Source organism: Blastococcus sp. HT6-30 (assembly GCF_039729015.1).
Lineage (GTDB): Bacteria > Actinomycetota > Actinomycetes > Mycobacteriales > Geodermatophilaceae > Blastococcus.
Genome location: NZ_CP155792.1, coordinates 2,049,609 through 2,075,636, shown reverse-complemented (window position 1 = coordinate 2,075,636; position 26,028 = coordinate 2,049,609). Strand labels below are relative to the sequence as shown.

General features: G+C 76.7%; 25 protein-coding genes and 3 riboswitches. Of the genes, 7 read left to right on the top strand and 18 right to left on the bottom strand.

Going from position 1 to position 26,028, the window contains the following annotated elements; genetic code table 11:
* Positions 1-57 precede the first annotated feature (57 nt).
* A complete protein-coding gene (locus tag ABC795_RS10010; protein WP_347057030.1) occupies positions 58-858 on the bottom strand; it encodes a DivIVA domain-containing protein in 801 nt (266 codons plus the stop codon).
* Entirely contained in the window at positions 855-1,994 is a 1,140-nt protein-coding gene (locus ABC795_RS10005; RefSeq protein WP_347057029.1) for a globin domain-containing protein, read from the bottom strand. The genes ABC795_RS10010 and ABC795_RS10005 overlap by 4 nt, the downstream gene beginning before the upstream one ends.
* A 256-nt stretch (positions 1,995-2,250) precedes the next feature.
* Between ABC795_RS10005 and ABC795_RS10000 the strand changes: the two genes are divergently transcribed.
* Both ABC795_RS10000 and ABC795_RS09995 read left to right on the top strand, forming a co-directional pair.
* Entirely contained in the window at positions 2,251-2,427 is a 177-nt protein-coding gene (locus tag ABC795_RS10000) for a hypothetical protein (RefSeq protein ID WP_347057028.1), read from the top strand.
* Positions 2,424-2,825 carry an ABC transporter permease gene (locus ABC795_RS09995; protein WP_347057027.1) on the top strand — a complete coding sequence of 134 codons (402 nt, stop codon included), beginning with the start codon at positions 2,424-2,426 and terminating at the stop codon, positions 2,823-2,825. The genes ABC795_RS10000 and ABC795_RS09995 overlap by 4 nt, the downstream gene beginning before the upstream one ends.
* A 6-nt stretch (positions 2,826-2,831) precedes the next feature.
* On the opposite strand, the gene ABC795_RS09990 is transcribed toward ABC795_RS09995, so the two are convergent.
* The 10 genes from ABC795_RS09990 to ABC795_RS09945 all read right to left on the bottom strand — a co-directional run bounded on the left by ABC795_RS09990 (position 2,832) and on the right by ABC795_RS09945 (position 14,018).
* Positions 2,832-4,058, bottom strand: coding sequence for an MFS transporter (locus ABC795_RS09990; protein WP_347057026.1), 1,227 nt, complete (start codon positions 4,056-4,058; stop codon positions 2,832-2,834).
* A gap of 84 nt (positions 4,059-4,142) precedes the next feature.
* On the bottom strand, positions 4,143-5,399 hold the full coding sequence (locus ABC795_RS09985; protein WP_347057025.1) for an NlpC/P60 family protein: 1,257 nt from the start codon (positions 5,397-5,399) through the stop codon (positions 4,143-4,145).
* A 14-nt stretch (positions 5,400-5,413) separates the two neighbouring features.
* Positions 5,414-5,566: riboswitch (cyclic di-AMP (ydaO/yuaA leader) on the bottom strand.
* A gap of 135 nt (positions 5,567-5,701) precedes the next feature.
* The gene (gene cobA / locus ABC795_RS09980) at positions 5,702-7,360 is read right to left on the bottom strand and encodes a uroporphyrinogen-III C-methyltransferase (protein WP_347057024.1); all 1,659 of its coding nucleotides are present in this window, start codon (positions 7,358-7,360) and stop codon (positions 5,702-5,704) included.
* Entirely contained in the window at positions 7,357-8,202 is an 846-nt protein-coding gene (locus ABC795_RS09975; RefSeq protein WP_347057023.1) for an ATP-binding cassette domain-containing protein, read from the bottom strand. Before ABC795_RS09975 ends, cobA begins: the two co-directional genes overlap by 4 nt.
* A complete protein-coding gene (gene cbiQ / locus ABC795_RS09970) occupies positions 8,199-8,936 on the bottom strand; it encodes a cobalt ECF transporter T component CbiQ (RefSeq protein WP_347057022.1) in 738 nt (245 codons plus the stop codon). Before cbiQ ends, ABC795_RS09975 begins: the two co-directional genes overlap by 4 nt.
* On the bottom strand, positions 8,933-9,241 hold the full coding sequence (locus tag ABC795_RS09965; protein WP_347057021.1) for an energy-coupling factor ABC transporter substrate-binding protein: 309 nt from the start codon (positions 9,239-9,241) through the stop codon (positions 8,933-8,935). The genes cbiQ and ABC795_RS09965 overlap by 4 nt, the downstream gene beginning before the upstream one ends.
* Positions 9,238-9,930 (bottom strand): energy-coupling factor ABC transporter permease, encoded by a 693-nt coding sequence (locus ABC795_RS09960; protein WP_347057020.1) that lies wholly within the window; start codon positions 9,928-9,930, stop codon positions 9,238-9,240. The genes ABC795_RS09965 and ABC795_RS09960 overlap by 4 nt, the downstream gene beginning before the upstream one ends.
* Positions 9,917-11,293, bottom strand: a complete 1,377-nt coding sequence (locus ABC795_RS09955) for a cobyrinate a,c-diamide synthase (RefSeq protein WP_347057019.1) — start codon at positions 11,291-11,293, stop codon at positions 9,917-9,919. Before ABC795_RS09955 ends, ABC795_RS09960 begins: the two co-directional genes overlap by 14 nt.
* A gap of 11 nt (positions 11,294-11,304) precedes the next feature.
* Positions 11,305-11,919 (bottom strand): cob(I)yrinic acid a,c-diamide adenosyltransferase, encoded by a 615-nt coding sequence (cobO, locus tag ABC795_RS09950; RefSeq protein WP_347057018.1) that lies wholly within the window; start codon positions 11,917-11,919, stop codon positions 11,305-11,307.
* Positions 11,919-14,018, bottom strand: coding sequence for a putative cobaltochelatase (locus ABC795_RS09945; protein WP_347057017.1), 2,100 nt, complete (start codon positions 14,016-14,018; stop codon positions 11,919-11,921). The genes cobO and ABC795_RS09945 overlap by 1 nt, the downstream gene beginning before the upstream one ends.
* A gap of 72 nt (positions 14,019-14,090) precedes the next feature.
* Positions 14,091-14,219, bottom strand: a riboswitch (cobalamin riboswitch).
* Between the two features lie 266 nt (positions 14,220-14,485).
* On the opposite strand from ABC795_RS09945, the gene ABC795_RS09940 reads away from it, so the two are divergent.
* From ABC795_RS09940 to cobM, 3 genes are read left to right on the top strand one after another with little or no spacing between them, the layout of a single operon-like run.
* Positions 14,486-15,517 (top strand): AbrB family transcriptional regulator, encoded by a 1,032-nt coding sequence (locus tag ABC795_RS09940; RefSeq protein ID WP_347057016.1) that lies wholly within the window; start codon positions 14,486-14,488, stop codon positions 15,515-15,517.
* A 43-nt stretch (positions 15,518-15,560) separates the two neighbouring features.
* Positions 15,561-16,808: a precorrin-6y C5,15-methyltransferase (decarboxylating) subunit CbiE gene (gene cbiE / locus ABC795_RS09935; protein WP_347057015.1), complete on the top strand. Its 1,248-nt coding sequence runs from the start codon at positions 15,561-15,563 to the stop codon at positions 16,806-16,808.
* Positions 16,805-17,548, top strand: coding sequence for a precorrin-4 C(11)-methyltransferase (cobM, locus tag ABC795_RS09930; RefSeq protein WP_347057014.1), 744 nt, complete (start codon positions 16,805-16,807; stop codon positions 17,546-17,548). Before cbiE ends, cobM begins: the two co-directional genes overlap by 4 nt.
* Here the strand turns inward: cobM and ABC795_RS09925 are convergent.
* The gene (locus ABC795_RS09925) at positions 17,545-18,636 is read right to left on the bottom strand and encodes a cobalt-precorrin-5B (C(1))-methyltransferase (protein ID WP_347057013.1); all 1,092 of its coding nucleotides are present in this window, start codon (positions 18,634-18,636) and stop codon (positions 17,545-17,547) included. The two genes, cobM and ABC795_RS09925, sit on opposite strands and share 4 nt — an antisense overlap.
* 26 nt (positions 18,637-18,662) lie before the next feature.
* Between ABC795_RS09925 and ABC795_RS09920 the strand changes: the two genes are divergently transcribed.
* Together ABC795_RS09920 and ABC795_RS09915 are read left to right on the top strand one after the other, a co-directional pair.
* On the top strand, positions 18,663-19,400 hold the full coding sequence (locus ABC795_RS09920; RefSeq protein ID WP_347057012.1) for a cobalt-precorrin-6A reductase: 738 nt from the start codon (positions 18,663-18,665) through the stop codon (positions 19,398-19,400).
* A 35-nt stretch (positions 19,401-19,435) separates the two neighbouring features.
* Positions 19,436-19,558 carry a hypothetical protein gene (locus ABC795_RS09915; protein ID WP_347057011.1) on the top strand — a complete coding sequence of 41 codons (123 nt, stop codon included), beginning with the start codon at positions 19,436-19,438 and terminating at the stop codon, positions 19,556-19,558.
* A gap of 58 nt (positions 19,559-19,616) precedes the next feature.
* Here ABC795_RS09915 and ABC795_RS09910 read toward each other — a convergent pair whose 3' ends face one another.
* The 5 genes from ABC795_RS09910 to cobG form a co-directional block, all read right to left on the bottom strand.
* On the bottom strand, positions 19,617-20,849 hold the full coding sequence (locus ABC795_RS09910) for an MFS transporter (protein WP_347057010.1): 1,233 nt from the start codon (positions 20,847-20,849) through the stop codon (positions 19,617-19,619).
* Between the two features lie 47 nt (positions 20,850-20,896).
* Positions 20,897-22,414 carry a precorrin-2 C(20)-methyltransferase gene (locus ABC795_RS09905; protein ID WP_347057009.1) on the bottom strand — a complete coding sequence of 506 codons (1,518 nt, stop codon included), beginning with the start codon at positions 22,412-22,414 and terminating at the stop codon, positions 20,897-20,899.
* A complete protein-coding gene (locus ABC795_RS09900; protein WP_347057008.1) occupies positions 22,411-23,031 on the bottom strand; it encodes a precorrin-8X methylmutase in 621 nt (206 codons plus the stop codon). The genes ABC795_RS09905 and ABC795_RS09900 overlap by 4 nt, the downstream gene beginning before the upstream one ends.
* 62 nt (positions 23,032-23,093) lie before the next feature.
* The gene (locus ABC795_RS09895; protein WP_347057007.1) at positions 23,094-24,350 is read right to left on the bottom strand and encodes a DUF222 domain-containing protein; all 1,257 of its coding nucleotides are present in this window, start codon (positions 24,348-24,350) and stop codon (positions 23,094-23,096) included.
* A gap of 116 nt (positions 24,351-24,466) precedes the next feature.
* Positions 24,467-25,636 (bottom strand): precorrin-3B synthase, encoded by a 1,170-nt coding sequence (gene cobG, locus ABC795_RS09890; RefSeq protein ID WP_347057006.1) that lies wholly within the window; start codon positions 25,634-25,636, stop codon positions 24,467-24,469.
* A 278-nt stretch (positions 25,637-25,914) separates the two neighbouring features.
* Positions 25,915-25,978: riboswitch (cobalamin riboswitch) on the top strand.
* Positions 25,979-26,028 lie beyond the last annotated feature (50 nt).

Genomic DNA, 26,028 nt, shown 5'->3' with positions numbered 1-26,028 from the left:
GAACCGCGGAACGGGCTCCGCGCCCGGTGGCCCGGCCCGGGAGCCGGCCGCCCGGGCTCAGCCGCCGGACGCGCGCGCCCCCGCGGGTGCGGCGCGTTCGGCGTCGTGCTCGTCCTCCTGCACGGGGCCGCCGGCGCTGTTGCCGTGGAAGGACGCCTGCGGTGCCGCGGTGCCCCCGGGGCGCCGGCCCGGCTGGGCGGGAGAGGCGATCGCCTGCGGGGCCAGCGCGGGGTCGACGCGGCCCCACTCGGTCTCGACGTCGGTGAGCAGCGCCTCCAGGTAGGCCCGCAGCTGGGCGCGGCAGGCCTGGGCGAACGCCTTGAGGAAGGCGACCTGCTCCTCGAGCTCCGCGGCGGTCCGCGAGCCGGGGGCGGCGTCCTCGTCCACGGCGGCGGTCCTGCCGGTCAGCCGGGCGGCCGCCTCCTGGGCCGCCTGCATGATCGCCCCGGCGTTCTCGCGGGCGAGCCGCAGCTGCTCCTCGTACTGGTCGCGGGCCTCGGTGGTCATCTGCCGGCTGAAGTCCTCGGCCTCGGCGACGTACTCGTCGGCCGTCTGCTGCGCGCTGGCCAGGATCTTCACCGCCTGCTCGCTCGGCGGCTGGGGCACCGGCGCGCCGTCCAGCCGCTGCTCGAGGACGGTGACCTGCTCCCGCAGGCGGGCGCGCTCCCCGGCGAGGGTCTCCACCTCCGCGGCCAGCGCGCTCACCTCCGCCGCCACCAGCTGCTGGAAGCGGTCGACGGCGGCCTGGTCGTAGCCGGGGTGCAGCATGGTGCCGGAGGGGAACCGCGTGCTGCGGATCTGCGCCGGCGTCAGCCGTCGATCCTGCCCTCCGGAACCGGACGCATCGGTGGTGGTCATTCGGTCACCTTCCCCTCGGCACTGGGCCCCGGTCGGCTGGGGGCGAACACCTCGCTGCGCAGCCGCTCCCGCGGTACGCCGTGCTGGAGCAGCCCGTGGACGGTCTGCTCCACCATGGGCGCCGGGCCGGCCACGAACACCTCGCGGCTCAGCCACGGACCGTGCCGCAGGACCACGTCCCCGACGTCGCCCTGCTCCAGGTCCGACAGCCCGTCGTCCGACACCGCGTACCTGACGCTCAGCCACGGGCAGGCCTGCTGCAGGGCGTCCAGCGCGGCGCGGTCGTACAGCTGGTCCTCGGTGCGGGCGCCGACGAAGAGATCCACCCGGCGGGCGGGCCCCTGGCGGCGGACCTGGTCGACGAGGGCCTCGAGCGGGGCCAGGCCCATGCCACCGGCCACGAGCAGCAGGTCGCGGTCGGAGCCCTCGCCCAGCGTCAGGTCGCCGAGGGGCGGGCCCAGCCGCATCAGGTCGCCGACCTCCACGCTGCGCACCAGCGCGGTGCTCACCGGTCCGCCGGGGCGGGCCTTGACGTGCACGTCGAGCGTGCCGTCGTCGCGGGGTGCGTTGGCGGGGGAGTAGTAGCGCCAGAGCCGGGGACGCCGGTCGATCTCCAGGGAGAGCGACTGACCGGCCAGGTAGTCCACCGGCACCTCGGGGCGGACGCGGAGCACCGCCACGTCGACCGAGCGGCGCTCGTGCGCCACGACCTCGGCCCGCCAGGTGGCGGGGTGGTCGGCGGACTCCTCGGCGCCCTGGATCATCACCGAGGCGACCAGCCCGTAGGCCTCGGTCCAGGTGCGGGCGCGGTGCTCGTCCCACTCGTCGTCGAAGTGCTCGAGGGTGGCCAGCAGGCTGGGCAGCACCGCCGGGTAGTGCGCCGGGAGGGTGCCGAACTTGCGGTGGTCGTACCCGAGCTGCTTCAGGATGGGCACGAGGCCCTCGAGGTCGTCGACGTGCGAGACGACCTCGCCGAGGGCGTGGAAGAACCGGTCGCGCTGGTGGGCCATCGAGACGGGGAACATCGCCCGGGTCTCGGGGTGGCTCAGGAACAGGTGCGAGTAGAAGTACAGCGGCGCCTCGTCGCCCGTCGCGGCGGCCTTCGCGAAGCTGGCCCGCATCGCGGCGATGTCCATGCGTGCCTCCTCGCGGCGTGGTCGGTCCGGCTGGGCGAGCGCCCGACGTCAGCTCTGGCCGGCGACCACGTCCGCGCACTCCGCCTGCCCCTTCCCCGGCCCGGCCGCCGCCACACAGAGGTGGCGGATCTTTCTCGCCGCTCCGGCCGGCACGGTGCCCGGCCGCGGAGAAGTCGTTGGCCTCCGATGAGTCCGCCGAGGAGAGTCCGTCGAACAGGGGGAAGAACCCGACGAGGCGACACCCGGCGAGGTCCCCATGGAGCTGCACGCACCCCTGGCGGTCGAGGCGACCGCACTGGTCAAGACCTACGGGGGGACGACGGCCGTCGGCGGGCTGGACCTCGTCGTCCCGGCCGGGACGATCCACGGGGTGCTGGACTGCTGGGCTCGCTGCTCGGGGACAGCGTCCGGTACGTCGTCGCCGGCACCGTGATCATCGTCGTCGGTGTGCTCCTGGGCTACCGCCCGGACGCGGGGGTGGCCGGTGCCGTGGCGGCACTGGCCCTCGTGCTGGTCCTCTCCTTCGGGCTGTCGTGGGCGTTCTCGGTGCTCGGCCTGCTGCTCCGGAGCCCGAACGCGGTGATGAACGCCGGCTTCATGGGCATCTTCCCGCTGACGTTCCTGTCCAACGTGTTCGTCGACCCCGCCACGCTGCCCGGGCCGCTGCAGGCGTTCGTCGCCGTCAACCCGATCTCGATCCTCGCGACGGCGTGCCGCTCGCTGATGGACGGCACACCGGACGGCGGCGCGATCGGCGTCTCGCTGGCGGTGGCCGCCGGCCTGGCCGCGGTGTTCCTGCCGCTGACCACCCGGTTGTACCGGAGCAGCTGACGGGGGTCAGGGGGTGGGCGCCCCGACCGCCGCGGGCCGGGGCGCCTCGCGCGGCATGACCAGACCGCCCACGAGACCGGCCGCGAGGACGGCGGTGCTCACGGCGAACGCCACCTGGAAGGACGCGACGTCGGTCAGCCAGCCGGCGACCAGCGGGCCGGCGATGGCCCCGAGGTCGGCCGACATCTGGAACACCGCCACGACCCGGCCGCCCCGCCCGGCGCTCATGTCGCCGACGAGCGCGGCCGGCGCGCTGGCCAGCAGGGAGGCCGCCAGCCCGAAGACGGCCATGGACAGCAGGAACGCCCAGATGACCGGCGGCAGGACGAGGATCGCCATGGCGGCGGTGCCCAGCGCGGCGCCGACCACCAGGGAGGGACGCCGTCCCCAGCCGTCCACCAGCCGGCCGGACCGCAGCAGCCCCAGCGCCTGGGCGACCGAGCCGGCCAGCAGGCCGGCGCCCGCCCAGGCGACCGTCCGGCCGAGCTCCTCGGTCACGTACAGCGGCACCAGCGAGTTGCGGACGCCGAAGAGCACCCAGCCGACGCCGAAGTTCGCCACCAGCGCGGCGAGGTACACCCGGGAGCGCAGCGCGGTGCCCAGGGGCATCGGCCCGGCGCCGAGGTCGGGCGAGGCGACGTCCGCGGCCTCGGGGTCCGGGGCGGGCGCGGCCGAGCGGAGCATCAGCACACCGACGCCGCCGGCCACGAGCAGGAACCCGGCGTAGAGGAAGAAGGGCAGCCGGGGGGAGAGCTCGGCCAGCAGCCCGCCGGCCGCGGGCCCGGCGATGCCGCCCAGGATGAAGCCGCCCTGCCAGGTGGCGGCCGCCCGCCCTCGGTGCGACGGGGGTGCGACGCGCAGCAGCAGCGAGAGGGCGGCCACGGTGAACATGGCGCTGCCGATGCCACCGGCCGCCCGCAGGGCGAGGAACAGCGGAAAGGACCCCGCCAGCCCCGCCGCACCGGTGGTCACGGCGACGATGGCCAGGCCGGTGGCCAGCACCAGCCGCTCGCCGAAGCGCTCGACCAGCGTGCCGCCGCTGAACGCGGAGACGAAGCGGAAGAACGCGAAGGCGCTCACCGCCAGCCCGACGGCGGTGGTGCCGACGCCGAAGGAGCGGGCGAACAGCGGGATCGCCGGCGCGACGATGCCGAACCCCAACGCCACGACGAAGGCGATGACCGCCAGGACCCTGACCTCGCGGGGGAGCTCGCCCCGCGTCCCGACCCGCACGGAACGCGATCGTCCCACGCCGCCCGCCCGGGCCTCCGGGCAGGCGGGGGCGCGGGGCGGACCGCCGCCCCGCGCGCCCCGAGATCAGCCGGCGATCCGCCGGGCGCTGTTGAAGCTGCCCATCGAGTCGATCGACGCGACCTTGACCGGCACGCCCGAGGTCGAGGCGTGCACCATCTGCCCGTTGCCGACGTAGATGCCGACGTGGCTGACCGGGCTGTAGAAGAACAGCAGGTCACCCGGCTGCAGGGCCGACCGGGACACCGGGGTGCCCATGGTCGACTGCATCCGGCTCGAGTGCGGCACCGAGATGCCGGCCGCGGCGTAGGCGTACTGCACCAGCCCGGAGCAGTCGAAGGCGTTCGGCCCGGCGGCGGCCCACACGTAGGGGTCGCCCACCTGGGCCAGGGCGGTGTCGACCGCGGTCCGGGCCGCGGCGCTCCCGCCCGCGACCGGCGCCGGCGGGGGTGCGGGGGCCGGAGCCGGCAGGGCGGCCGGAGCTGGGGCAGCCGGAGCTGGGGCAGCCGGAGCCGGAGCAGCCGGAGCCGGAGCAGCCGGAGCCGGAGCAGGCGGGGCCGCCGGAGCCGGGGCAGCGGCGACCGGCGCCGAGGCGCGCGGCGCCGCAGGGGCCGGGGCCTGCTCGGCCGGAGCCTCCTCGGCAGCCGCCGCCTCCTGGGCAGCCGCCACCTCCTGCTCGGCGGCGTGCCGCTCCGCGGCGGCCCGGGAGGCGCGCTTCTCCTCCTCGGTGAGCCGCTCGTACTGCGCCTGGTACTCCGCGATCTGCTGGTCCAGCCGGGCCCGCTCGGCGGTGACCCGGTCGACCTGGGACCGCGCGTCCTCCGCTGCCTGCTCGGCCGAGGCCCGGGCCCGGTCGGCGTCCTCCCCGGCCTGACGGGCCTCGCTCAGCACGCCGTTGTTGTGCGCGGCGATGGCGTCGAGCAGGCCCACCCGGTCGACCAGGTCGCCGGCGGAGCCGCTGGTCAGCATGGCCTCGAGGACGCCGAGCCCGTCGCCGGTGTAGGCGCTGCGGGCCACGGTGCGGACCCGGTCGCGGGCGCGCTCCAGGGCGGCCTGCGCGGCGGTGAGCTCCTCGGCGGCCAGGTCGGCGGCCTGCTGGGTCGCCTTGAGCTGCTCGCGGGTCTCGTTGTACCGCTCGGTGAGCACTTCCAGGTCGTGCGCCCGGCTCGCGATCAGCTGCGCGGCCTGCTGCGACGTCGTCGGCCGCTCGGGGTCGGCGAACGCGGGGAGCGGCGTGAGGGCGACACCGCCGGCGGCCACGAGGGCCACCAGGGCCCGACGGCCGGTGATCCGGCGGTGGGCAGGGTTGAGCGAACTCGCCATGTTCGGCGGGTTTTCCTTTCTTCCACGGCCGCCTACCGGGTTAGCTGACGGGTTCGGGCGGGAAGACGCCCGGCGTCCGGCGGCCCTTCCGGGTCGGTCGGTCGCTTCACCCCGGGAGTGCGATGGGTCCCCGGTCCGGGTGCCGGCGGTGCCGGCGGGTGGTTCGGCGGCGTCCGGGCGGCTGTCACCGGTCGGGCGACGGACGGGTCCGTCCGGACGGGCCCACGCTAGGGGGCGACCGGCGCCGTCACCACGTCGGGTGACGAGTTCGTCGGGCCTTTCCTCCTCCGCTGCCGACGCGTTCACGCACGGTCACGGCGCACCGCCGGAGCGCCCTCGGAAACGGTGGCAAGGCTCACGACCTCGCCGACGACCCAGACCGCAGGTGGCCGGATGCCACCGTCGGCGAGGACCTGCGGCAGGCCGGCGAGGGTGGTGCGCACGCTCCGCTGGGTGGCGGTGGAGCCGTCGGCCACGACGGCGACCGGGGTGTCCGGCGCCCGGCCGTGCTCGACCAGTGCCGCGGCGATCGCGGGGGCGGTCTCCACGCCCATGAGCACGACGAGCGTGCCGCGCAGCCGGCCGAGGGCCGCCCAGTCGACCAGCGACTGCGGATGGCCCGGGGGCAGATGGCCGGAGACGACGACGAACTCGTGGGTCAGGCCGCGATGGGTGACCGGGATGCCGCCCAGGGCAGGAACGGCGACGGCGCTGGTGACGCCCGGCACCACCTCCACCGGCACCCCGGCGGCGGTACAGGCCGCCAGCTCCTCCATGCCGCGGCCGAAGACGAACGGGTCGCCGCCCTTCAACCGGACCACCCGCCGGCCGGCGCGCGCGTGGCCCACCAGCAGGTCGTTGATCCGCTCCTGCGCCATGAACCGGCCCCGCGGGAGCTTGGCGGCGTCGATCACCTCGGCGCCGGGCGCCAGGCACGTGAGCAGCGACCGGGGTGCCAGGTGGTCGACCAGCACGACGTCGGCCTCGGCGAGCGCCTGCCGGCCGCGCACCGTGATCAGCCCCGGATCCCCCGGGCCGCCACCGACGAGGACCACGCGTCCGGGGGCGGCTCCGGCGTCGGGCGACCGGAGAGCCAGCGTCCCGTCGCCGAGGCCGGCCAGCACGGCGTTCCGCACACCGGCCGCCCGCCGGGGATCCGCGGCGCGGTGGACCGCGACCACCAGGTCGCCCGCCCGGCCCGCGACCGGGAGTGCGGCGCTGGACAGCGCCGGGTCGTCGGCCCGGGTGCAGAAGATGCGGGCCTGCTCCGCCTCCGCGGCCACCGCCGCGTCCACCGCGGGGTCCCCGCTCGCCGCCAGCGCGAACCAGGCACCGGCGAGGTCGCCGGCGCCGTAGGGCCGGCGCTCCCAGGCAATCCCGCCGGTCGTCGCCAGCGACTCCAGCGCGGGGGTGACCTCGGGGCCGACCACGGTGACCACTGCGCCGGCGGCCCGCAGGCCGGCGACCCCGCGGTGCGCCGTCGCGCCGCCGCCCACCACGACCACGGGCCGGCCGGCGAGCCGGAGCCCCACCGGGTGCAGCAGCTCGCCGGCCGGGTCGGGGGTCACGGGACCTCCTCGGTCCTCGGCGTCGACGGCGGTCCCGGCGGCGTCGGGCAGCCGGGCGACGGCGACCGTCACCCGGCCGTGGACGGTCTTGCCGACGACGAGTTCACCCCCGCCGAGCAGGGCCGCCGCCTCGGCCACGGAGGGGGTGCCGACGCGGGCCGCGACGGCGGGCGACGGCGTGGGCACCAGCACGGCGGCCAGGTCCGCCGCCGGGTGGCCGGTCACCGGCCAGCCGCGCCGTGCGGCGGCCGCGACCAGCCCCGGCTCGGTCGACCGCGTGTCGAGGGTGGCCAGCCGCACCGGGCCGGCGACCGGGGGCAGGACGGCGTCCACCGCGGCCAGCACCTCGGCGGCGCTCACCCCCGACGACAGCCCGATCCCCACGGTCGTCACATGGGCACCCCCGGACGGTCGGGGAGCGCGGCCAGCAGCCCCGCGGCGTCGCGGGGGAGCGGACCGTCGGGGAGCAGCCCGAGGTCGCGCAACCGGGCGCCGACCTCCAGGGCCCACGGGCGGGACAGCCGGGCCCGGGCGAGCAGGCCGCCGTCGCCGAGGACCGTGCCGGGGGCGCCCTGGACCACGGTCCGGTCGACCACGACCGCGACCTCGTCGGCCCAGCGCAGCGCCAGGTCGACGTCGTGGGTGCTCATCACCACCGTGGAGTCGTGCTCCTGCAGGCGGGCGAGCGCCGCGAGGGTGTCGGCCACCGCGGTCGGGTCGAGCCCGGCGGTCGGCTCGTCGAGGAGCAGCACGCACGGGCGCATGGCGACGGCACCGGCGATCGCCACCCGCTTGCGTTCGCCGTAGGAGAGCTGGTGCGTCGGCCGCGATGCCAGGGGTGCCACGCCCAGCAGCTCCAGCGCCTCCGCCACGCGGGCCCGGACGGCGTCCTCGGCCAGGCCGAGGTTGAGCGGGCCGAAGGAGACGTCCTGGCCGACCGAGGCGCTGAACAGCTGGTCGTCCGGGTCCTGCAGCACGAGCTGGACCACCTGGCGGTGGGCGCGCAGGCCGCGGCGGGTGTGCGCGAGCGGCTCGCCGTCGACGGTGACCGTGCCGGCGGCGGGCCGCAGCGCCCCGGACAGGCAGCGCAGCAGCGTGGTCTTGCCCGAACCGTTGGCGCCGAGCAGCGCCAGCCGCAGCCCCGGCGGCACGCGGACCGCCGCGCCGTCGAGCACCGGGGCCGCGCCGGGGTAACCGGCGACCAGGCCCGCGGCGGCGAGGGTCCGGTGGCTCACCGCAGCACCAGGGTCAGCGCGACGACGGCGGCCGGGAGCGCCACCGCCAGCACCAGGAAGGGGCGCGACGACGGCCGGGCATCGGGCAGCACCCGCAGGCCCGTCTCCATGCCGCGGCCGGCCAGCCCCTCCTGCATGCGCCGGGCGCGGTCCCACGACCGGGTCAGGACGGCGGCGGCGAGCATCCCGGCCGAGCGGTACGAGCGGCGCGGCGTCGACCAGCCCATCCGGGCGGCCTGGGCCTCCCGCACGGTGCCGAGGCTGTCGAGCAGCACGAACAGCAGCCGGTAGGTGACCGAGGCGATCTCCACCACGGCGGCCGGCACGCGCAGCCGGTGCAGCAGCGGCAGCAGGTCGGACATGGGGGTGGTGGTGGCCAGCAGCAGCACGGCGGCGCTGCCGGCGACGGCCCGCCCGGCGAGCTGTCCCGCCCGCTCCGCCGCGTCGGGCGCCCAGCCCAGTCCGCCGCCGTCCACGGTGACCACCGCCGTCACCGCGCCGACGGTGATGAACGCCAGCGGCCACCGGACGGCCCGGAGGAAGGTGCCGGGCGGGACGCGGGCCGGGCCCAGTGCCAGCGCCACCGCGCTCGCCGCCACCAGGACGGCACCGGGCCAGGGCGGGAGCACGAGCGCGCACCCGACCAGGCCCGCGCAGAGCAGGAGCTTGTCGCCGGGGGCGCGGCCACGCCAGGCGCTCGCCCAGGCCGCGTCGTCGACGGCCAGGCCGGTCACCGGGGGTCGGCCTCCGCGGGGCCGGGCTGCGCGGTCGACCGGCGACCGCGCAGCCGGCCGAGCACGTAGCCGAGCACGCCGCCCCCGAGCGCGGCCTGCAGGGCGAACAGCCCCGACTCCACCTCACCGGCAGGGCTGGACAGCGACTCGAACCAGGGCGTGTAGCCGTCGGCCGCCAGCTCCTCGGTGACGGCGGCGTCGGTGCCGCCGTACTCGGAGGTGCCGCCGTCGAGGAGGACTGGAACGGCGAAGAGCGCGACGACGGCGAGGACGAGCAGCGCGTTGACCAGCGCCCGCCGGCTCACGCGACGCCCTCGGTGCGGGCGAGCGGAGCGGGCCGGAGGATGCCGAGCCGCTCCAGCTCGGGTCGGGCGTTGACGGTGAGGACCCGGAACAGCAGGACGCCGAGCAGCCCCTCGCCGAGGGCGAGCGGGATCTGGGTGACGGCGAAGACGCCGAGGAACTTGACCAGGGCGCCCGCGACGCCGGTGCTCGCATCGGGGAACGCCAGCGCCAGCTGCAGCGACGTGGTGACGTAGGTGGCGAGGTCGGCCAGCGCGACTCCGGCGAAAACCGCGGGCAGCAGACCGGTCCCCACCGAGCGGGCCAGCCGGTAGACCAGGTAGCCGGTCCACGGGCCGACCACCGCGAAGGCGAAGGCGTTCGCCCCCAGGGTGGTGAGCCCGCCGTGGGCGAGCAGCAGCGCCTGGAACAGCAGGACGACGGTGCCGAGCAGCGCCATCACCGGGGGCCGGAAGAGGATCGCGCCCGGCCCGGTCCCGGTCGGGTGGCTGGAGCTGCCGGTGATCGAGGGCAGCTTGATCGCGCTCAGCACGAAGGTGAACGCGCCCGCGGCGCCCAGCAGCAGGGTGGACTCCGGGTTCTCGCGCACCTCCGTGACCACGGCGCGGGCCCCGTACGCGACGAACGGCGCCGCGGCGAGCGTCCAGCCCAGGGCGTGCCCGGCCGGCAGAAAACCTTCAGCGATGTGCACGGGCGTGCTCCGATCGGTCGGCCGTGGCGCAGGCGGTGACGAAGCGGCCGGCCAGCGAGGGCGAGCCGGCCCAGTTCAGGTGCAGGTAGGAGGCGTGCACGCCGCCCCGGACGAAGCCCTCGGCCCCCGCGGGCGCCCAGTGCCAGGCCGGGGCCGGTCCCGCGCCCGGCTCGGCGGTCGTGCGGTGGAACTCGTGGCCGCGCACCCGGGTGCCGGCCGCCGCGAGCACGGAGTCGCCGGCCGCCACCGCCGCGCGGTAGCCCAGCGTGAGCCGCCCGCCCATCGCCGTCGCCACGTCGAGGACTCCGCACATGGGGACGCCGTCGAGCTCGCGGGCCAGGTACAGCAGCCCGGCGCACTCGGCGGCGATCGGCGCACCCCGGGCGGCGAGCGCGGCCACGTCGGCCCGCAGCGCCCCGTTCGCCGACAGGTCGGCGGCGTGCACCTCCGGGAACCCGCCGCCGACCACCAGCCCGGCGGTGCCCTCGGGAAGGGTCTCGTCGCGCAGCGGGTCGACGGTCACCACCTCGGCGCCGGCGGCCTCGAGCAGCTCGGTGTTCTCCGCGTAGCCGAAGGTGAACGCTGGCCCGCCGGCGACCGCGATGCGCGGGCGGCCGGCGACCGGTGGGACCTCGACGGTCGGGTTCCAGGCAGCCGCGTCCAGCGGGGGAGCGGTGCGGGCCAGCGCCAGGACGGCGGCCAGGTCCACGCTGCCGGCGACGACCTCGCCGAGCCGGCGCACCGTGTCCACCGCCGCGGCCGACCGCTCGGCGGCGGGCACCAGCCCGAGGTGGCGCGAGGGCGTGTGCAGCCGGTCGTCCCGGCGGACGGCGCCGAGCACGGGCACGCCGGCCGCGCCCAGCGCCTCCCGCAGGATCGTCTCGTGCCGGTCGGTGCCCACGCGGTTGAGGACCACCCCGCCGAGGCGCACCGACGGGTCGAAGGTGGCGAACCCGTGCACGAGCGCCGCGACGCTGTGCGCCTGCGAAGCGGCGTCGACGACCAGGACCACCGGGGCCCGCAGCAGCCGGGCGACGTGCGCGGTCGAGGCGTACCCCGGCTCGACCGAGGGGTGCGCGGCGCCGTCGAACAGGCCCATCACGCCTTCCACGACGGCGACGTCGGCGGGCTGCGGGTGCACGGCGCCGCGCAGGAACAGCGGGGCGATCCGCTCCTCACCGACCAGCCAGGGGTCGAGGTTGCGCCCGGGCCGGCCGGCGGCGAGGCCGTGGTAGCCGGGATCGATGTAGTCGGGGCCGACCTTGTGCGGGGAGACGGTCAGCCCCCGCGCGGTCAGGGCGGCGATCAGCCCGGTGGCGATCGAGGTCTTCCCCGCGTTGCTGCTCGGCGCGGCGACCACCACTCTCGGGACCGTCACCATTCGATGCCCCGCTGGCCCTTCTGGCCGGCGTCCATCGGGTGCTTGACCTTGGTCATCTCCACGACCAGGTCGGCGGCCTCGACGAGCGCCGGAGGAGCGTCACGCCCGGTGATGACGACGTGCTGGTTGCCCGGCCGGTTCACCAGGGTCTGCACCACCTCGTCGACGTCGACCCAGCCCCACTTCAGCGGGTAGGTGAACTCGTCGAGCACGTAGAACCGGTGCGCCTCGGCGGCGAGGTCGCGCCGGATCTGCGCCCAGCCCTCGGCGGCGTCGGCGGCGTGGTCGACCTCGGTGCCCTGGCGGCGCGACCAGCTCCAGCCCGACCCCATCTTGTGCCAGACCACGGGGCCGCCCTCGCCGGTCTGCTCGTGCAGCCGGCCCAGGGCGGTCAGCGCGTTCTCCTCGCCGACCTTCCACTTCGCGCTCTTGACGAACTGGTAGACCGCGATCGACCAGCCCTGGTTCCACGCCCGCATCGCCATGCCGAAGGCGGCGGTGGACTTCCCCTTCATCTCGCCCGTGTGCACGGCGAGCAGGGGGCGGTTGCGCCGCTGCCGCGTGGTCAGCCCGTCGGCGGGGACGACCTCGACCTGTCCCCGGGGCATCAGGCCGCCGCCCGGGCGCTGCGGACGGTCGCCGCCAGCGAGTCCGCGGCCAGTTCCTCCAGGCGCAGCGTCTGCGCGCCGAGGGCGGCCCCGAGCCCGCCGGCCAGCCCGAGCCGCACCGGCCCGGACTCGCAGTCGACGACCACGGCGGCGACGTCCGCCGCCGCGAGGAGGCCGGCCGCCCGGCGGGCGTCGCCCAGGTGATCGCCCCCGCGCGCCCCGGTGGCCCGGCCGTCGGTGACGACGACGAGCAGCGGCCGGCGGCGCGGATCGCGCACCCGCTCCACCCGGAGCACCTCGGCGGCGCGCAGCAGCCCGGCGGCCAGCGGCGTGCGCCCGCCGGTGGGCAGCCCGGTCAGCCGCGCGGCGGCGGCCTCCACCGACCAGGTGGGCGGCAGGGCCAGCTCGGCGCCGGCCCCGCGGAAGGTGATCAGGCCGACCTTGTCCCGGCGCTGGTAGGCGTCGAGGAGCAGGGAGAGGACCGCGCCCTTCACCGCCGTCATCCGGGCCCGGGAGCCCATGGAACCGCTGGCGTCGACGACGAAGAGGACGAGGTTGCCCTCGCGCCCCTCGAGCGTGGCCTGGCGCAGGTCGTCCCGGACGACTCGCAGCCCCGGGCCGGTGCGGCCGCGGGCCAGCTGGTGCGGGGCGGCGGCGAGCACGGTGGCGGGCAGGTGCAGCCGGGTGACGGCGCCGGCCGGGTGGGTCGAGCCCACCACCCGGCCGCGCTCGGCCCGGGCGCGGGAGCGGCGCCCGGCCGCCCCCGCGCCGATGCCGGGAACCTCCAGCCGGCGGGTGCGGAACGGGTCCGCCGGGGTGACGGCGGAGCGCTCGGGAGCGGGCGCCGCCTCGGCCTGGCCGCCGCCCTCGCCGCGCGGCGAGGGCGGCGGCTCGCCCGCGTCCTCGCCGTCGCCGGGCATTGGATCCGTTACCTGCGCCTCGGGGCCGGATCCGTAGGTATTGCTTCCTTTGCCTGGGTCCGGGCCGCCCTGGTCCGGGCCGCCGGTTGCGTCGCCGGGGCCCGCGCCGCCGTCGTCGGGGCCGCCGCCGTCGGGGCCGTCGGTCGGCGGCTCGTCGTCGGGGCCGTCGTCGGGGCGGGAGTCGCTGAGCGCCTGGTCGAGGGTGTCGTCGTCGAGGCCGGGAGCGTCGAACGGGTTGCGCCGCCGGCGGTGCGGCAGCGCGAGCCGGGCGGCGACGCGGACGTCGTCCTCGGTGACCTCGTCGCGCCCGCACCAGGCGGCGTGCGCGATGGCGGCGCGGGCGGTGACCAGGTCGGCCCGCAGCCCGTCGACGTCGAAGGCGGCGCAGACGGCGGTGACCTGGCGCAGCGCACCGTCGGAGAGCACGACGTGCGGCAGGCGGGCGCGGGCGGCGGCGATCCGCTCGGCCAGCGCGGTCTCGTCGTCCGCCCATGCCGCGGCGAACCCGGCCGGGTCGGCGTCGGAGGCGAACCGGCGGCGGACGACCTCCGCGCGCACGGCCGGGTCGCGCGGCGCGGCGACCTCCACGGTCAGCCCGAAGCGGTCGAGCAGCTGGGGGCGGAGCTCGCCCTCCTCGGGATTCATCGTGCCGACGAGCAGGAAGCGGGCGGCGTGCCGCACCGAGATGCCCTCCCGCTCGACGTAGGCGGTGCCCAGCGCGGCGGCGTCGAGCAGCAGGTCGACCAGGTGGTCGTGCAGCAGGTTGACCTCGTCGACGTAGAGCACCCCGCGGTGGGCGGCGGCCAGCAGCCCGGGCTCGTAGGCCTTCACGCCCTCGGTGAGCGCCCGCTCGAGGTCCAGGGAGCCGACCAGCCGGTCCTCCGAGGCGCCGACCGGCAGCTCGACCAGCCGCGCCGGGCGGCTGCGGGCGGCGGCGCCGGCCTCGTGCGGGCCGTCGGGGCACGTGGGGTCGGGCGCGGCCGGGTCGCAGCCGAACCGGCAGCCGGCCACCACCGCCACCGGGGGCAGAACGGCGGCCAGCGCGCGCACGCTGGTCGACTTCGCAGTGCCCTTCTCACCGCGCACCAGCACGCCGCCGACGGCGGGGGAGACGGCGTTCAGCAGCAGCGCCAGGCGCAGGTCGTCCATGCCGACGACGGCGGTGAAGGGAAAGCTCATGCGGGGTACCCGAGCATGGCGCGCATCCTCTCCCCGGGTGTCCACGCCCGGAGGTGGCAGGGACGACGGCTGGAGTCTCCTGGCTCCCGGCTCGACGTCCGTCCCCGGCCTTCCCGCCCCCGAGGGAGCAGTGGCCTTCGCTGGGGACGGACTCCCCGGTCACAGTGGCGGGACCGCGCCGGAATCTCACCGGGCTTCCTCCGCTGCCGTCGCGTGGCAGTGGTCATGAGACCACGAGTGCACGACGCCCCGACAGGCGGCCCGTCGCTCGACGACCGGGACGGTCTTCGCGGCGGTGATCCACCGGACGCCCCGGCCGCAGATCCACGCGTCGCCGACGTCGCGGAGGTCGGACCCGTCACCGACGTGTGACCCGAGTCTCTGCCCCTACGGGCCCTGCGGACGGAGAATGATCCCGGACGACGACGGGAGCCGGTGTGGGAGCGCGGGATGCATGGCTGCGGTCCGTGGACCTGCTCGCCATCCTGGTCCTCGGCGTCCTCGTCATCCTCGGCTTCGAGGCCCTGGGGGTGCCCTCGCCGCCGCTGTTCGCCGGCCTGTTGGTGGGGCTCGCCCGCGCGCTCGCGGTCCCGCGCAAGCTGACCCTCCCGCAGCACGCGACGACTGCCGCCCAGGTGGTCATCGGCGTCAAGGTGGGCACGTTGGTGCAGATGGACACCGTGGTGGCCATTGCCTCGGACTGGCTGCCGGTCCTGCTGGTCACGGTCGCGACCCTGGTCCTCAGCCTGGTGGCCGGGCAGCTCATGGCGCTGCGCCGGGGCATCAGCCGGGTGACCGGTGCCTTCTCGATGGTGGCCGGTGGGGCCTCCGGGATCACGCTGATGGCCCGCGAGCTCGGCGCGGACGAGCGGATGGTGGCGGTTCTGCAGTACCTCCGGGTACTGCTGATCGTGCTGACGCTGCCCGCCGTGGCGCTCCTGGTGTTCTCCGCGGACCCCGTGGGCGGCCCCGGGATCGGTGCGGTCACGGCCCCCGGATGGTGGACGGAGCTGGGGTTCACGGCGGTGTGCGGGGTGGTCGGCACCGCCGCGGCGACGCTGCTGCGTCTGCCGGTCGCCTCGTTGCTCGGCCCGATGCTCGTGGCCGCCGCGCTGGACCTGGGCGGTCTGTCCGGTGGGGCCGGCGTGCCCTTTCCGCTGGCCGAGCTCGCGTTCCTCGTGGTCGGCCTGCTGGTGGGACTGAACTTCACGCGGGCCAGCCTGCGCATGGTCAGGGAGGTCCTGCCGCTGGCACTCGCGGTGCTGGTCGTGCTCAGCGTGGCGTGCGCCGGCCTCGGTGTGGCCCTCGCCGCGGCGACCGGCGTCAGCCCGCTCGACGGCTACCTGGCCACCACGCCGGGCGGCATGAACGCCGTCCTCGTGACGGCGACCTCCACGGGCGCCGACACCACGTTCGTTCTCGCCGTCCAGCTGCTGCGGCTGTTCGTCATGCTGCTCAGCGCGCCGCTCATCGCTCGGCTGCTGCGCCGCTGGGCCTGATCTCCCTGCCACCGTCCGGGCGTCGTCCCTAGGATCTGCCGATGTGCCTGCCGCCGCCCCCGGACCGTCCCCGGCGACGACCGCGTCCCCGGTCGTGGTCGTCGGCATCGGCGCCGACGGCTGGGACGGCCTGTCCCCGGCCGCGCGCCGGTCGATCGAGGCCGCCGATGTGCTGCGCGGGAGCGCCCGGCAGCTGGCGCTGGTGCCGCCCGGGGCGGCCGCCGAGCGGGTGCCCTGGCCCTCGCCGGTGGCCCCCGCGCTGCGGGCGCTCCCCGCTGCGCACCCGGGCCGCCGGGTCGTGGTGCTAGCCAGCGGCGACCCGATGCTCTCGGGGATCGGCACGTCGCTGGTCCGGCTGCTGGGCCCGGGCGCGGTCGACGTCGTCCCGCACCCGTCGTCGGTGACGCTGGCGTGCGCCCGGCTCGGCTGGGCGGTCGAGGAGACGCAGGTGGTCTCCGTCGTGGGACGTCCGGTGGAGCTCGTCGCGCCGCACGCGACGCCGGGGCGCCGGCTGCTGGTGCTCGGCTCCGACACGGGCACGCCCGCGGCCGTGGCGGCCCTGCTCGCCTCGCTCGGCTCCGGCGGCAGCCGGCTCACCGCGCTGGCCCAGCTGGGCGGGCCCGGCGAGCGCGCGTTCACCGGTACGGCGGCCGGCTGGCCGCACCCGGAGACCGATCCGCTGGTGATCACCGCCGTGGAGGTGGTGGCCGACCCCGGCACCGTGCCGCTGCCGACCGTTCCCGGGCTGCCCGACGACGCCTACGAGCACGACGGCCAGCTGACCAAGCGGGACGTGCGCGCGGTGACCCTGGCCCGCCTGGCCCCGCTGCCCGGGCAGCTGCTCTGGGACGTCGGCGCGGGCGCCGGGTCCATCGGGATCGAGTGGCTGCGCACCCACCCGTCCTGCCGCGCGGTGGCGATCGAGGCCCACCCGGACCGCGCCGCGCGGGTGCGCCGCAACGCCGTCCGGCTCGGCGTACCCGGCCTGGACGTGGTGGAGGGGCGGGCGCCGGAGGCCCTGGCCGGGCTGCCCGCCCCGGACGCGGTCTTCGTCGGGGGCGGCGCCACGGCGCCCGGCGTGCTCGACGCCTGCTGGGACGCCCTGCCCGCCGGTGGCCGGCTGGTGGTCAACGCCGTCACGCTGGAGAGCGAGGCGGTGCTCGCCGACCGGTACGCGCGCTGCGGTGGCGAGCTGGTGCGGCTCGGCGTCGCCCACGGCACACCGGTGGGCGGCTTCACCGGGTGGAAGGCGGCCATGCCTGTGACGATCTGGTCGGGAGTCAAGCCGTGACGGTGCACTTCATCGGAGCCGGGCCGGGAGCGGCGGACCTCATCACGGTCCGGGCCGCCCGGCTCATCGCCACCGCGCCGGTCTGCCTCTACGCCGGCGCGCTGGTGCCCCGTGAGCTGCTGGACACCGCGCCGGCGGGCGCCCGGCTGGTCGACACCGCGAACCTCGACCTCGACCGGATCACCGCCGAGCTGGTCGCCGCGCACGAGGCCGGCCACGACGCCGCGCGGCTGCACTCCGGCGATCCGTCGGTCTACAGCGCGATGGCCGAGCAGATGCGTCGTCTGGACGCGGCCGGCGTTCCTTACGACGTCGTCCCCGGGGTGCCCGCGTTCGCCGCCGCGGCGGCGTCGCTCAAGCGGGAGCTGACCGTCCCGGGGGTGGGGCAGACGGTGATCCTCACCCGCACGTCCGCGCGGTCGACGCCGATGCCGCCGGGGGAGGACCTGACCACCCTCGGCGCGTCCCGCGCCACCCTCGTGCTCCACCTCGCGGTGCAGCGGATCGCCGCGCTGGTGCCCGAGCTGGTGCCCTCGTACGGGGTCGACTGCCCGGTCGCCGTCGTGGCGCGGGCCAGCCGCGACGACGAGCTGGTCCTCCGCGGCACGCTGGCCGACATCGCCGGTCAGGTGGAGGCGGCCGGGGTGACCCGCACCGCCGTGGTGATCGTGGGCTCGGTGCTCACCGCCGGCGAGTTCCCCGACAGCCACCTGTACTCGACGACGAGATGCCGCAGCTAGGCGCGTCCCACGACGGTCCCGGCGCGGTCGATGACGAGCACGTCGACTGCGACCGGTGCGCCGCGCAGGACGCCGAGCGCGGTCCGGCGCGCGCCGGCGGCCACCAGGTCGCCGAGCGGCAGCCCGTCCGCCTGGCACTGCTGCAGGGCGTCGAGGGCCGTGTTGGCCGCGCGCACCCGATCGGCCAGCCCGGGGGATCCGCCGGCGCCCTCGACCATGGCCGCCAGCGAGTCGGTCGACACCTGGGAGCGACCGGAGTGCAGGTCCAGGTGGCCGTCGGCCAGCTTGGCCAGCTTTCCGATGCCCCCGGCCATGGTCAGCCGCTCGACCGGGTGGCGGCGCAGGTACTTGAGGACGGCGCCGGCGAAGTCCCCCATGTCCAGCAGCGCGTCCTCGGGGAGCCCGTAGGTCTCGACCGCCACCCGTTCGCTGGTGCTGCCGGTGCAGGCCGCGACGTGCGCGCGGCCGGCGGCGCGCGCGACGTCGACCCCGCGGCGGATCGAGTCGATCCACGCCGAGCACGAGTACGGCACGACGACGCCCGTGGTGCCGAGGATCGACAGCCCGCCGAGGATGCCCAGCCGCGGGTTCCAGGTGCGGCGGGCCAGCTCCGCGCCGTGCTCGACGGACACCTCCACGACGACGTCGCCGGTTCCGCCGTGCCGGGCGGCGACCGCGGCCACGTGCTCCCGCATGAACTGCCGGGGCATCGGGTTGATCGCCGGCTCGCCCACCGGCAGCGGCAGCCCCGGCTTGGTCACGGTGCCGACGCCGTCGCCGGCCCGGAACGTCACGCCGCTGCCCGGCTCCCCGGGGGTGATGCGGACGGAGACGAGCGCGCCGTGCGTGACGTCGGGGTCGTCGCCGGCGTCCTTGACGACGCCCGCGGTGGCGGCGCCGTCCTCGAGCCGCTCGACGGCCAGCGCGAAGGACGGGTGGCGGTCCTTCGGCAGGTCGATGGTCACCGGATCGGGGAACTCGCCGGTGAGCAGCGCGGTGTACGCGGCGGTGGTCGCTGCGGTGGCGCAGGCCCCGGTGGTCCAGCCGGAGCGCAGGCCGGTGCCCTCCGCCCGATCCGCCGTCGTCACGGGATCAGCATGCACGGCGGGATCAGGTGACCGGCCGGGTGCTGGTGCTCGGCGGCACCGGCGAGGGGCGGCGGCTGGCCGCGGCGCTCGCGGGCGCGGGGATCGACGTGGTCAGTTCGCTGGCCGGCCGGGTGGCCGATCCGGCGCTGCCGCCGGGGCGCGTGCGGATCGGCGGTTTCGGCGGGGTCGCCGGGCTGGTGGCGTGGCTGCGGGAGGCGCCCACCGCGGCGGTGGTCGACGCGACGCATCCGTTCGCCGCCGGGATGACGGCCACGGCGGCCGAGGCATCGGCGGCCACCGGCATCCCGCTGCTGCGCCTGCAGCGACCCGGCTGGACGGCGCGACCGGGCGACGACTGGCGCTGGGTCGACTCGCTGGCCGACGCCGCGGCCGCGGTGGCCGGGTTCGGCTCGGTGTTCGTGACGACCGGCCGGCAGGGGCTCGCCGCCTTCGCCGACGTGCCCGGGCACTGCCTGGTGCGCTCGGTCGATCCGCCGTCCCCCCCGCTGCCGCGGCGGGCCACCGTGCTGCTCGACCGCGGGCCGTTCGACGTCGCGGCGGAGCGGGCGCTGATGGGGGAGCACGGCGTCGAGGTCGTCGTCACCAAGGACAGCGGGGGACCGATGACGGCCGCGAAGCTCACCGCCGCCCGCGAGCTGGGCCTGCCCGTCGTGGTCGTGCGCCGTCCGGCGCTGCCGCAGGGAGTGCCGGTGGCCGCGACGGTCGGAGCTGCCGCGGACTGGGTTCGGTCGCACGCGATCTGATCGTCACGTGTGAGACCTACTGGAACGACCAGGCGATGGGCGGCACCGACTACATGGACCTCGACCAGACGCCCGAGGCCGTCGCCTCCACGACCGCGACCCTGGCCGAGAACGCCGCCTCCCTGGCGCGGGCGCTCAAGGTCCAGCCGTACAGCTGACCCCCGACCCGGCTCTGCCCCGGGGCCTGCGTGGGGTGGGGAGGACGAACTCCTCCTGTCAGGCCGGGAGGCGTTCCGCGGTCGGGCCGGGCGCGCCCTCGGGGAGCCGGGCGCGGCGGCGGCGCAGCCGCACCCCGCCGATGGCCAGCAGCGCCAGGACGACGAGCACCGCGGCGTAGATCTCGGTGACGGTCTCGAGGCCGATCACCGCCGCGGCAGAGCCCGCGACCACCGCCGGGACGCTGAAGCTCAGGTAGCCGACGACGAACACGCTGGACAGCAGCCCGGCGCGCTCGGCAGGCGCGACGCCGGCGCTGACGGTCGCCACCGCCCCGAGGAACGACAGGCCGAAGCCGAGCCCGGAGACGACCGCCGAGACGAAGAGCACCGCGACCTGCCCGGTGACCAGGGCGGCGATCGTCCCGGCCACTCCGACGGCGAACACCGCGGCGCCGGCGACCATGGCCCGCTCCGGGGCGAGGTTGCGGCCCAGCACGGCGCCGACGGCAGCCGTGCCCTGCATGGCCAGCACCAGCAGGCTGCCGACCAGGTGGTCCTCGATGCCGAAGACGGAGGCGACCAGCGACGGGCCGAGGGACAGGTAGAGGCCGCCGAGGGCCCAGGCCGCGACCATGGCCGGCACCGCGGCGAAGAAGGCCGGGCGCTGGGTCCGGGGCACCCGCACCGTCGGCCGCAGCGAGCGCAGCGCACCGGGACCCCGGGGTGACGTCTCCGGCAGCAGCGCGACGACGGCCGCGGCCAGCAGGAGGGCGGCGGTCAGGACGGCGAAGACCCACCGGGTGGGCGAGGCCACGTACTCGACGACCACCGCTGCGCTGACCGCGCCCAGGGACAGCCCGACGCCGGGGCCGGCGCTGTTCACCAGGGCACCGAGCGGGCGGTTCGCGTGCTGGGTGTCCAGCAGCAGGGCGCCCAGCGTGCCGGTCAGCACGCCCATGGACAAGCCTTGCAGCACGCGGGCCACCAGCAGCCAGCTCACCGCGTCCGCGGTCAGGAAGACCAGCATGGCGGCCGCCTGCAGCAGCAGCCCGGCGGCCACCACCGGCCGGCGTCCGACGTGGTCGGAGAGCCCGCCCGCGACGAGCAGCGCGGCCAGCAGCGCGAGGGCGTAGATACCGAAGACCGTCGTCAGCATGCCCGGACCGAAGCCGAACTGCTCCTGGTAGACGCGGTACAGCGGCGTCGGCACGCCGGACGCGGCGAGCACCAGCAGGAGGAGGCCGGCCGTGGTCCAGAACGCGGGGGTGCGGGAGAGCGTCGGAGGTGCCACGGTGGTGGGCAAGGGCAACGATCTCCCCGGCATTCCCGCCCGGCGTGTCAGCGCGGGTAGCTGCGGGAGGTGTAGACCGCTCCCGACGGCGTGACCCGGGTCTGCGACGAGCCGATCATGACCAGGCAGCGCATGTCCACCGTCGCCGGGTCCAGCGCGCCGAGGGTGGTGACCCGGACGGTCTCCTCGGGGCCGCCGACGTCCCGGCCCACGACCAGCACGGTCTCCGGGGGGCGCGTCTCCAGCAGCACCTGCAGCGCCTCGCCGAGCTGGTGCGGGCGGTGCTTCGACCGCGGGTTGTACAGGGCGATGACCAGGTCGGCGGCGGACGCGTGCCGCAGCCGGTCGACGATCACCTCCCAGGGCTTCAGGACGTCGGACAGCGACATGACGCAGAAGTCGTGGCCGAGCGGAGCGCCGACCCGGGAGGCCACCGCCTGGGCGGCGGTGAGCCCGGGCACCACGCGCACCGGGACGCCGGCGAACTCGGGCCGCTCGGCGACCTCCAGCACCGCGGCTGCCATGGCGAAGACCCCCGGGTCCCCGCTGGACACGACGGCCACCCGCCGGCCGGACCGCGCCAGCTCCAGGGCGTGCGCGGCGCGGTCGGCCTCGACGCGGTTGTCGCTGGCGTGGCGGGTCTGGCGGGGATTGGCCGCCACCCGGTCCAGATAGGGGCCGTAGCCGACGAGGTCGTCGGCGCAGGCCAGCGCCTCGGCGGCCTCCGGCGTCGTCCAGCTCCGCGAGCCGGGGCCGAGGCCGACGACGACGACCTCGCCGTGCGGTGCGGCCTGTCCGGTCGGCGGGGCCGGCCCGGTGCCCTGTGGGGTCAGCGGGCTGGGCAGCAGGGCCAGGGAGAAGTACGGGACGCTCGCCGGGTCGACGTCGGCCAGCGGCAGGCAGCGCTGGCGATCGGTGGTGGCGCGCTCGACGTAGAGGGCCCGGTCGAGGACGCCGGCCCGCTCGAAGGCCTCGCGCACCCGGGGGAACGTGCGGCCGAGCTTCATGACCGCGGCGGAGTCGGTGGCCGCGAGCCGCGCGGCGAGCTCGTCGGCCGGCAGGGTGCCGGGCAGGACGGTGAGGACCTCGTCACGCTCGACCAGCGGCCGGCCGACGGCGGCGGCCGCGCCGCTGACGCTGGTGACGCCCGGGACCACCTCGGTCGGGTAGCGGTGTGCCAGCCTCTTGTGCATGTGCATGTAGGAGCCGTAGAAGAGCGGGTCGCCCTCGGCGAGGACGACGACGTCGCGGCCGGCGTCGAGGTGCGCGGCGAGCCGGGCGGCGGCGGCCTCGTAGAACTCGTCGATCGCACCCTGGTAGCCGCCGGGGTGGTCGGTGGTCTCGGTGGTGACCGGGTAGACCAGCAGCTCCTCGACCTGGCCTTCCCGCAGGTAGGGCTCGGCCAGCGCGCGGGCGACCGACCGCCCGTGCCGGGCGGCGTGGAACGCCACGACGTCGGCGGACCCGATCAGGCGGGCGGCCTTGACGGTGACCAGCTCCGGGTCGCCGGGGCCCAACCCGACCCCGTAGAGACGGCCGGGGGTGGTGGCGTCCGTGGTGCTCACTCCTCGGTGCTCGCTATCGCGTTGATCGCCGCAGCGGTGATCGCGCTGCCGCCGCGCCGGCCGTGCACCACCAGGTGTTCCAGGTCGGAGGCGGCGAGGGCCTCCTTGGACTCGACCGCGCCGATGAACCCGACCGGGATGCCGATGACGGCGGCCGGCCGGGGTGCGCCCGCGGCCACCATCTCCAGCAGGTGGAACAGGGCGGTGGGCGCGTTGCCGATCGCGACGACGGCGCCGTCGAGCCGGTCGCGCCACAGCTCCAGGGCGGCGGCGGTGCGGGTGGTGCCGAGGTCGGCGGCCAGGCCGGGGGTGCGCGGGTCGTTCAGGGTGCAGACGACGTCGTTGTCCTTCGGCAGCCGCCGGCGGGTGATGCCGCTGGCGACCATCTGCGCGTCGCAGAGCACCGGTGCGCCGGCGCGCAGCGCCTCGCGGGCGCGCTCGACCACCGCGCCGGAGTGGGCGACGTCGTCGACCAGGTCGACCTGCCCGCAGGCGTGGATCATCCGCACCGCCACCTGGGCGACGTCGGCGGGCAGGCTCGTGAGGTCCGCCTCGGCGCGGATGGTCGCGAACGAGCGCCGGTAGATCTCGGCGCCGTCCTTCTCGTAGTCGTACATCGGCAGGGAGGCTACGTCCCAGGCTGCGACCATTCGCTCCGGGGAACGGCGGGCAGCCGGGATCAGCCCGCGCGCGCGTCGGCCGTCTGCTCGGTGCGGCGGGGGAGGATGAGGATCTCGGTGCCGTCGGGGCGCCAGGTGCGCCATCGTCCGTCGGGTTGGCGTTCGATCCGGAATCCGTGGTGGACCTTGGTGTGGTGCTGTTCGCATAGCAGCCCTGAGTTGTCCAGTGAGGTGTCGCCACCCTCGGCCCAGTGGATCAGGTGGTGGACGTCGCACCAGTGGGACGGGGCGTCGCAGCCGGCGAACACGCAGCCGCCGTCGCGGGCCTCCACCGCCCGGCGCAGATGGGGTGGCACGACCCGGTGGCTGCGGCCCAGGTCCAGCGGTTGACCTTCGGGGCCGAGCACGATGCGGGTGATGGTGCCGTCGCAGGCCAGCCAGCGGGCACGGGCGGCGGAGATCGTCGCGCCGAAGCCCATCCGCCCCGCGGCCGGGCCCCTCGAAGGGTCGACCAGGTCGGTCAGGTCCACGCGCACCACCACGTGCGGCTTGACCGTCCGCAGCACCGGCAGGGACCCGGCCGCGAGCTGGTTGTCGGCCAGCTGCACCAGGGCGTCGGCGGACTGCTGCGCCCGCGTCCGCGTGTCACCCGAGGGGCGGGTGGCCTGCGTGATCGACTCGACCGCGGCCTGCAGCTTCTCCCCGCCGACGGCGTCGAGCTCACCGCGCAAGGACACCGATCCGTCGGCGTGCCGCACGATCACCAGCGACCGCTGCTCGGTCGGGTCGGGTTCGGGTCCGTCGGGGTCCAGCCGGGCCAGGTAGTGGTGCACCACCTGCCGCAGCTCGGCGTAGGGCTGGGTCGCCGCCACCTCCGCCAAGGCCGCAGCCACCCCGGCCACATCGACGCCCTGCGCCTGCGCGGCGGCCAGGTGCTTCGGCGCCGCGACCGGCGCGACCGCGGCCACCCCCTCCGGCGTCACAACGCCGGCCACCGCCGCGGCAGCGACCGCCGGCAGCTCCGCCAGCGCCCGCCCCGAACCCACCAACCGCGACGCCGCAGCCGCCGAGAACCCGGCGTGGCCGCGCAGCCAGGAGGCCATCGTCTTCAGCCCGTCGTGCTCGGCGGCCTGGGTCAGCTCGCACTCCCGCACCGTGCGCGCCACCTGCGCGGCCAGCCGGTTCGACGCGGTCAACAGGCCACCGAGCCGGTCGAGCAACTCCGGGCCGAACCGGCCCGCCAGGTCCTCGGCGGCCAGGTCGTCCAGCGCGCCCGCCAACCGGCTCAGCGCATCGGACCCACCCGTCGAACGCATGTACGAAGAATATCGCCGGCCAGCCGCCGGCGCAGGACGAATCCCCAGGTGAGCGGCTCGTCCACAGCTTGCCGTGACGTCTTGACGGGCCGACGGCTCTCGTCGCCGGCGCTGCCTCAGCGGGAGATCGGATCCCTGTCGACGCGGTAGCCCGAGCCGGTCGCCACGACGTCGACCACGCCGCCGGCCGGCCGGCCGCAGCGGCGTTCGCAGCCGGCCCAGTGCTGTCGTGCCCCGCCGGCGGGCAGGGTGCCGGCCGCGACAGCGGCCTCGGCGTCGGCACGTACGTCGGCTCGCGACTTCGCGCACCCGGGCAGGCCGGCGCAGGAGGTGACGTGCAGCCAGGGGCTGCCGGGCTCCAGGACCAGACCGGCCGCCGCCAGGGCGTCCGACGCGCTCCCGTCGGCGAGGTCGGGTACCACGACGCTGCGCCACGGCGTCAGCTGCAGCTCGGACGGGCCGACGTCGGCGAGCACGGCGGCCTGTCCGGCCGTGAGCCGCCCCAGCGGGACGACGGCGACCAGCGCCGTCCGCCCGTCGTCCTGGGCCACCGGACCGGCGGGGCCGGTCCGGGGTGCGCTCGGCGCCGGCACCCGCTCTGCCCGGGGGCCGCGCAGGGCCGCCGCGACCCGCTCCGCGCCGCCGGCCAGCTCCGCCAGCCGCCAGGCGGTACCGCCCTGGGCCGCCCGCTCGGCGACGAAGGCGCGCGTGGCGGCCAGCGCCAGGTCCACCGCGTCCTCGGGCCGGGCCCGGACGCCGGAGTCGGCGCCGGCCAGGAGCAGTGCCACCGCGTCGGGGGCGAGCGCGAGGACGGTGACGTCGGCACCCTGCCCGGCGACGTCGCCGCGGCCGTCGTCGAACGCGGCCAGGAAGCGGCCCGGCAGCTGCGCGAGGGCGGGGTCGGCGCACAGACCGGCGTCGAAGGCCGGCACCCACGGACGCGCGTCGACCAGCCCGCCGGAGCGGCCGCTGAGCACGCTGGCGAGCACGTTGCGCGCGGTCTCGTGCGTCGGGCTCGGCAGCAGCCCGGCCGCCGCCAGCCGCTCGCCCAGCTCAGGCTCCGACCCGCGCGCCAGCCCGCGCAACTGCACGTTGCCGCGGCTGGTCAGCTCGAGCGCGCCGTCGCCGAGCTCTCCGGCCGCGGTCGTCAGCACCCGCAGCTGTGCGGTGGTGAGGACGCCGCCGGGCACCCGCACCCGCGCCAGCGCGCCGTCGGCGGCCGGGTGGGTCTGCAGGGCGCCCGGGCAGGCGTCCGCACGGTCGCGGGCCGCCGCCGGGAAGGTCATGGCGGAGAAGGCTACGTCCCGGCGCCCGGCCCGCCGGCGTCGAAGGACATCCACACCCGCGGCGGTCCGCCCGGCTCCGGGCCCCGGCCATGGCGGCCGCGCGGCGGTGCTGGTCGGGGGTCGCGGTGTGCTGCACGACGGCGACCTCCGCGTTCCGCATCGCCCTTCGCCGAGGAACCGGTCGATAGCCCTCCTTCCCCCCGGATGCGGACGGTGGGTGCTGCCCCGCGCCGCGCAGGCACCCCGGTAGCGTCCGGGCCACATCACGGCAGTGCAGCGAGGAAACCGGTGCGATCCCGGTGCGGTCCCGCCACTGTGAGCCCTCGGGTGAGCCAGACACTCCGGCTGCCGTGCCGAGCGGACCGGGGCGCGGACCCCGAGGGAGGCCGAAC

Bases quoted from the DNA above. Each gene is read 5' to 3' on its own strand.
- ABC795_RS09895 (WP_347057007.1), bottom strand. From the start codon at position 24,350: ATGCGTTCGACGGGTGGGTCCGATGCGCTGAGCCGGTTGGCGGGCGCG.
- ABC795_RS10005 (WP_347057029.1), bottom strand. From the start codon at position 1,994: ATGGACATCGCCGCGATGCGGGCCAGCTTCGCGAAGGCCGCCGCGACG.
- ABC795_RS10010 (WP_347057030.1), bottom strand. From the start codon at position 858: ATGACCACCACCGATGCGTCCGGTTCCGGAGGGCAGGATCGACGGCTG.
- ABC795_RS09985 (WP_347057025.1), bottom strand. From the start codon at position 5,399: ATGGCGAGTTCGCTCAACCCTGCCCACCGCCGGATCACCGGCCGTCGG.
- cobG (WP_347057006.1), bottom strand. From the start codon at position 25,636: ATGACCTTCCCGGCGGCGGCCCGCGACCGTGCGGACGCCTGCCCGGGC.
- ABC795_RS09945 (WP_347057017.1), bottom strand. From the start codon at position 14,018: ATGAGCTTTCCCTTCACCGCCGTCGTCGGCATGGACGACCTGCGCCTG.
- ABC795_RS10000 (WP_347057028.1), top strand. From the start codon at position 2,251: ATGGAGCTGCACGCACCCCTGGCGGTCGAGGCGACCGCACTGGTCAAG.
- ABC795_RS09915 (WP_347057011.1), top strand. From the start codon at position 19,436: ATGGGCGGCACCGACTACATGGACCTCGACCAGACGCCCGAGGCCGTC.
- ABC795_RS09900 (WP_347057008.1), bottom strand. From the start codon at position 23,031: ATGTACGACTACGAGAAGGACGGCGCCGAGATCTACCGGCGCTCGTTC.
- cobO (WP_347057018.1), bottom strand. From the start codon at position 11,919: ATGCCCCGGGGACAGGTCGAGGTCGTCCCCGCCGACGGGCTGACCACG.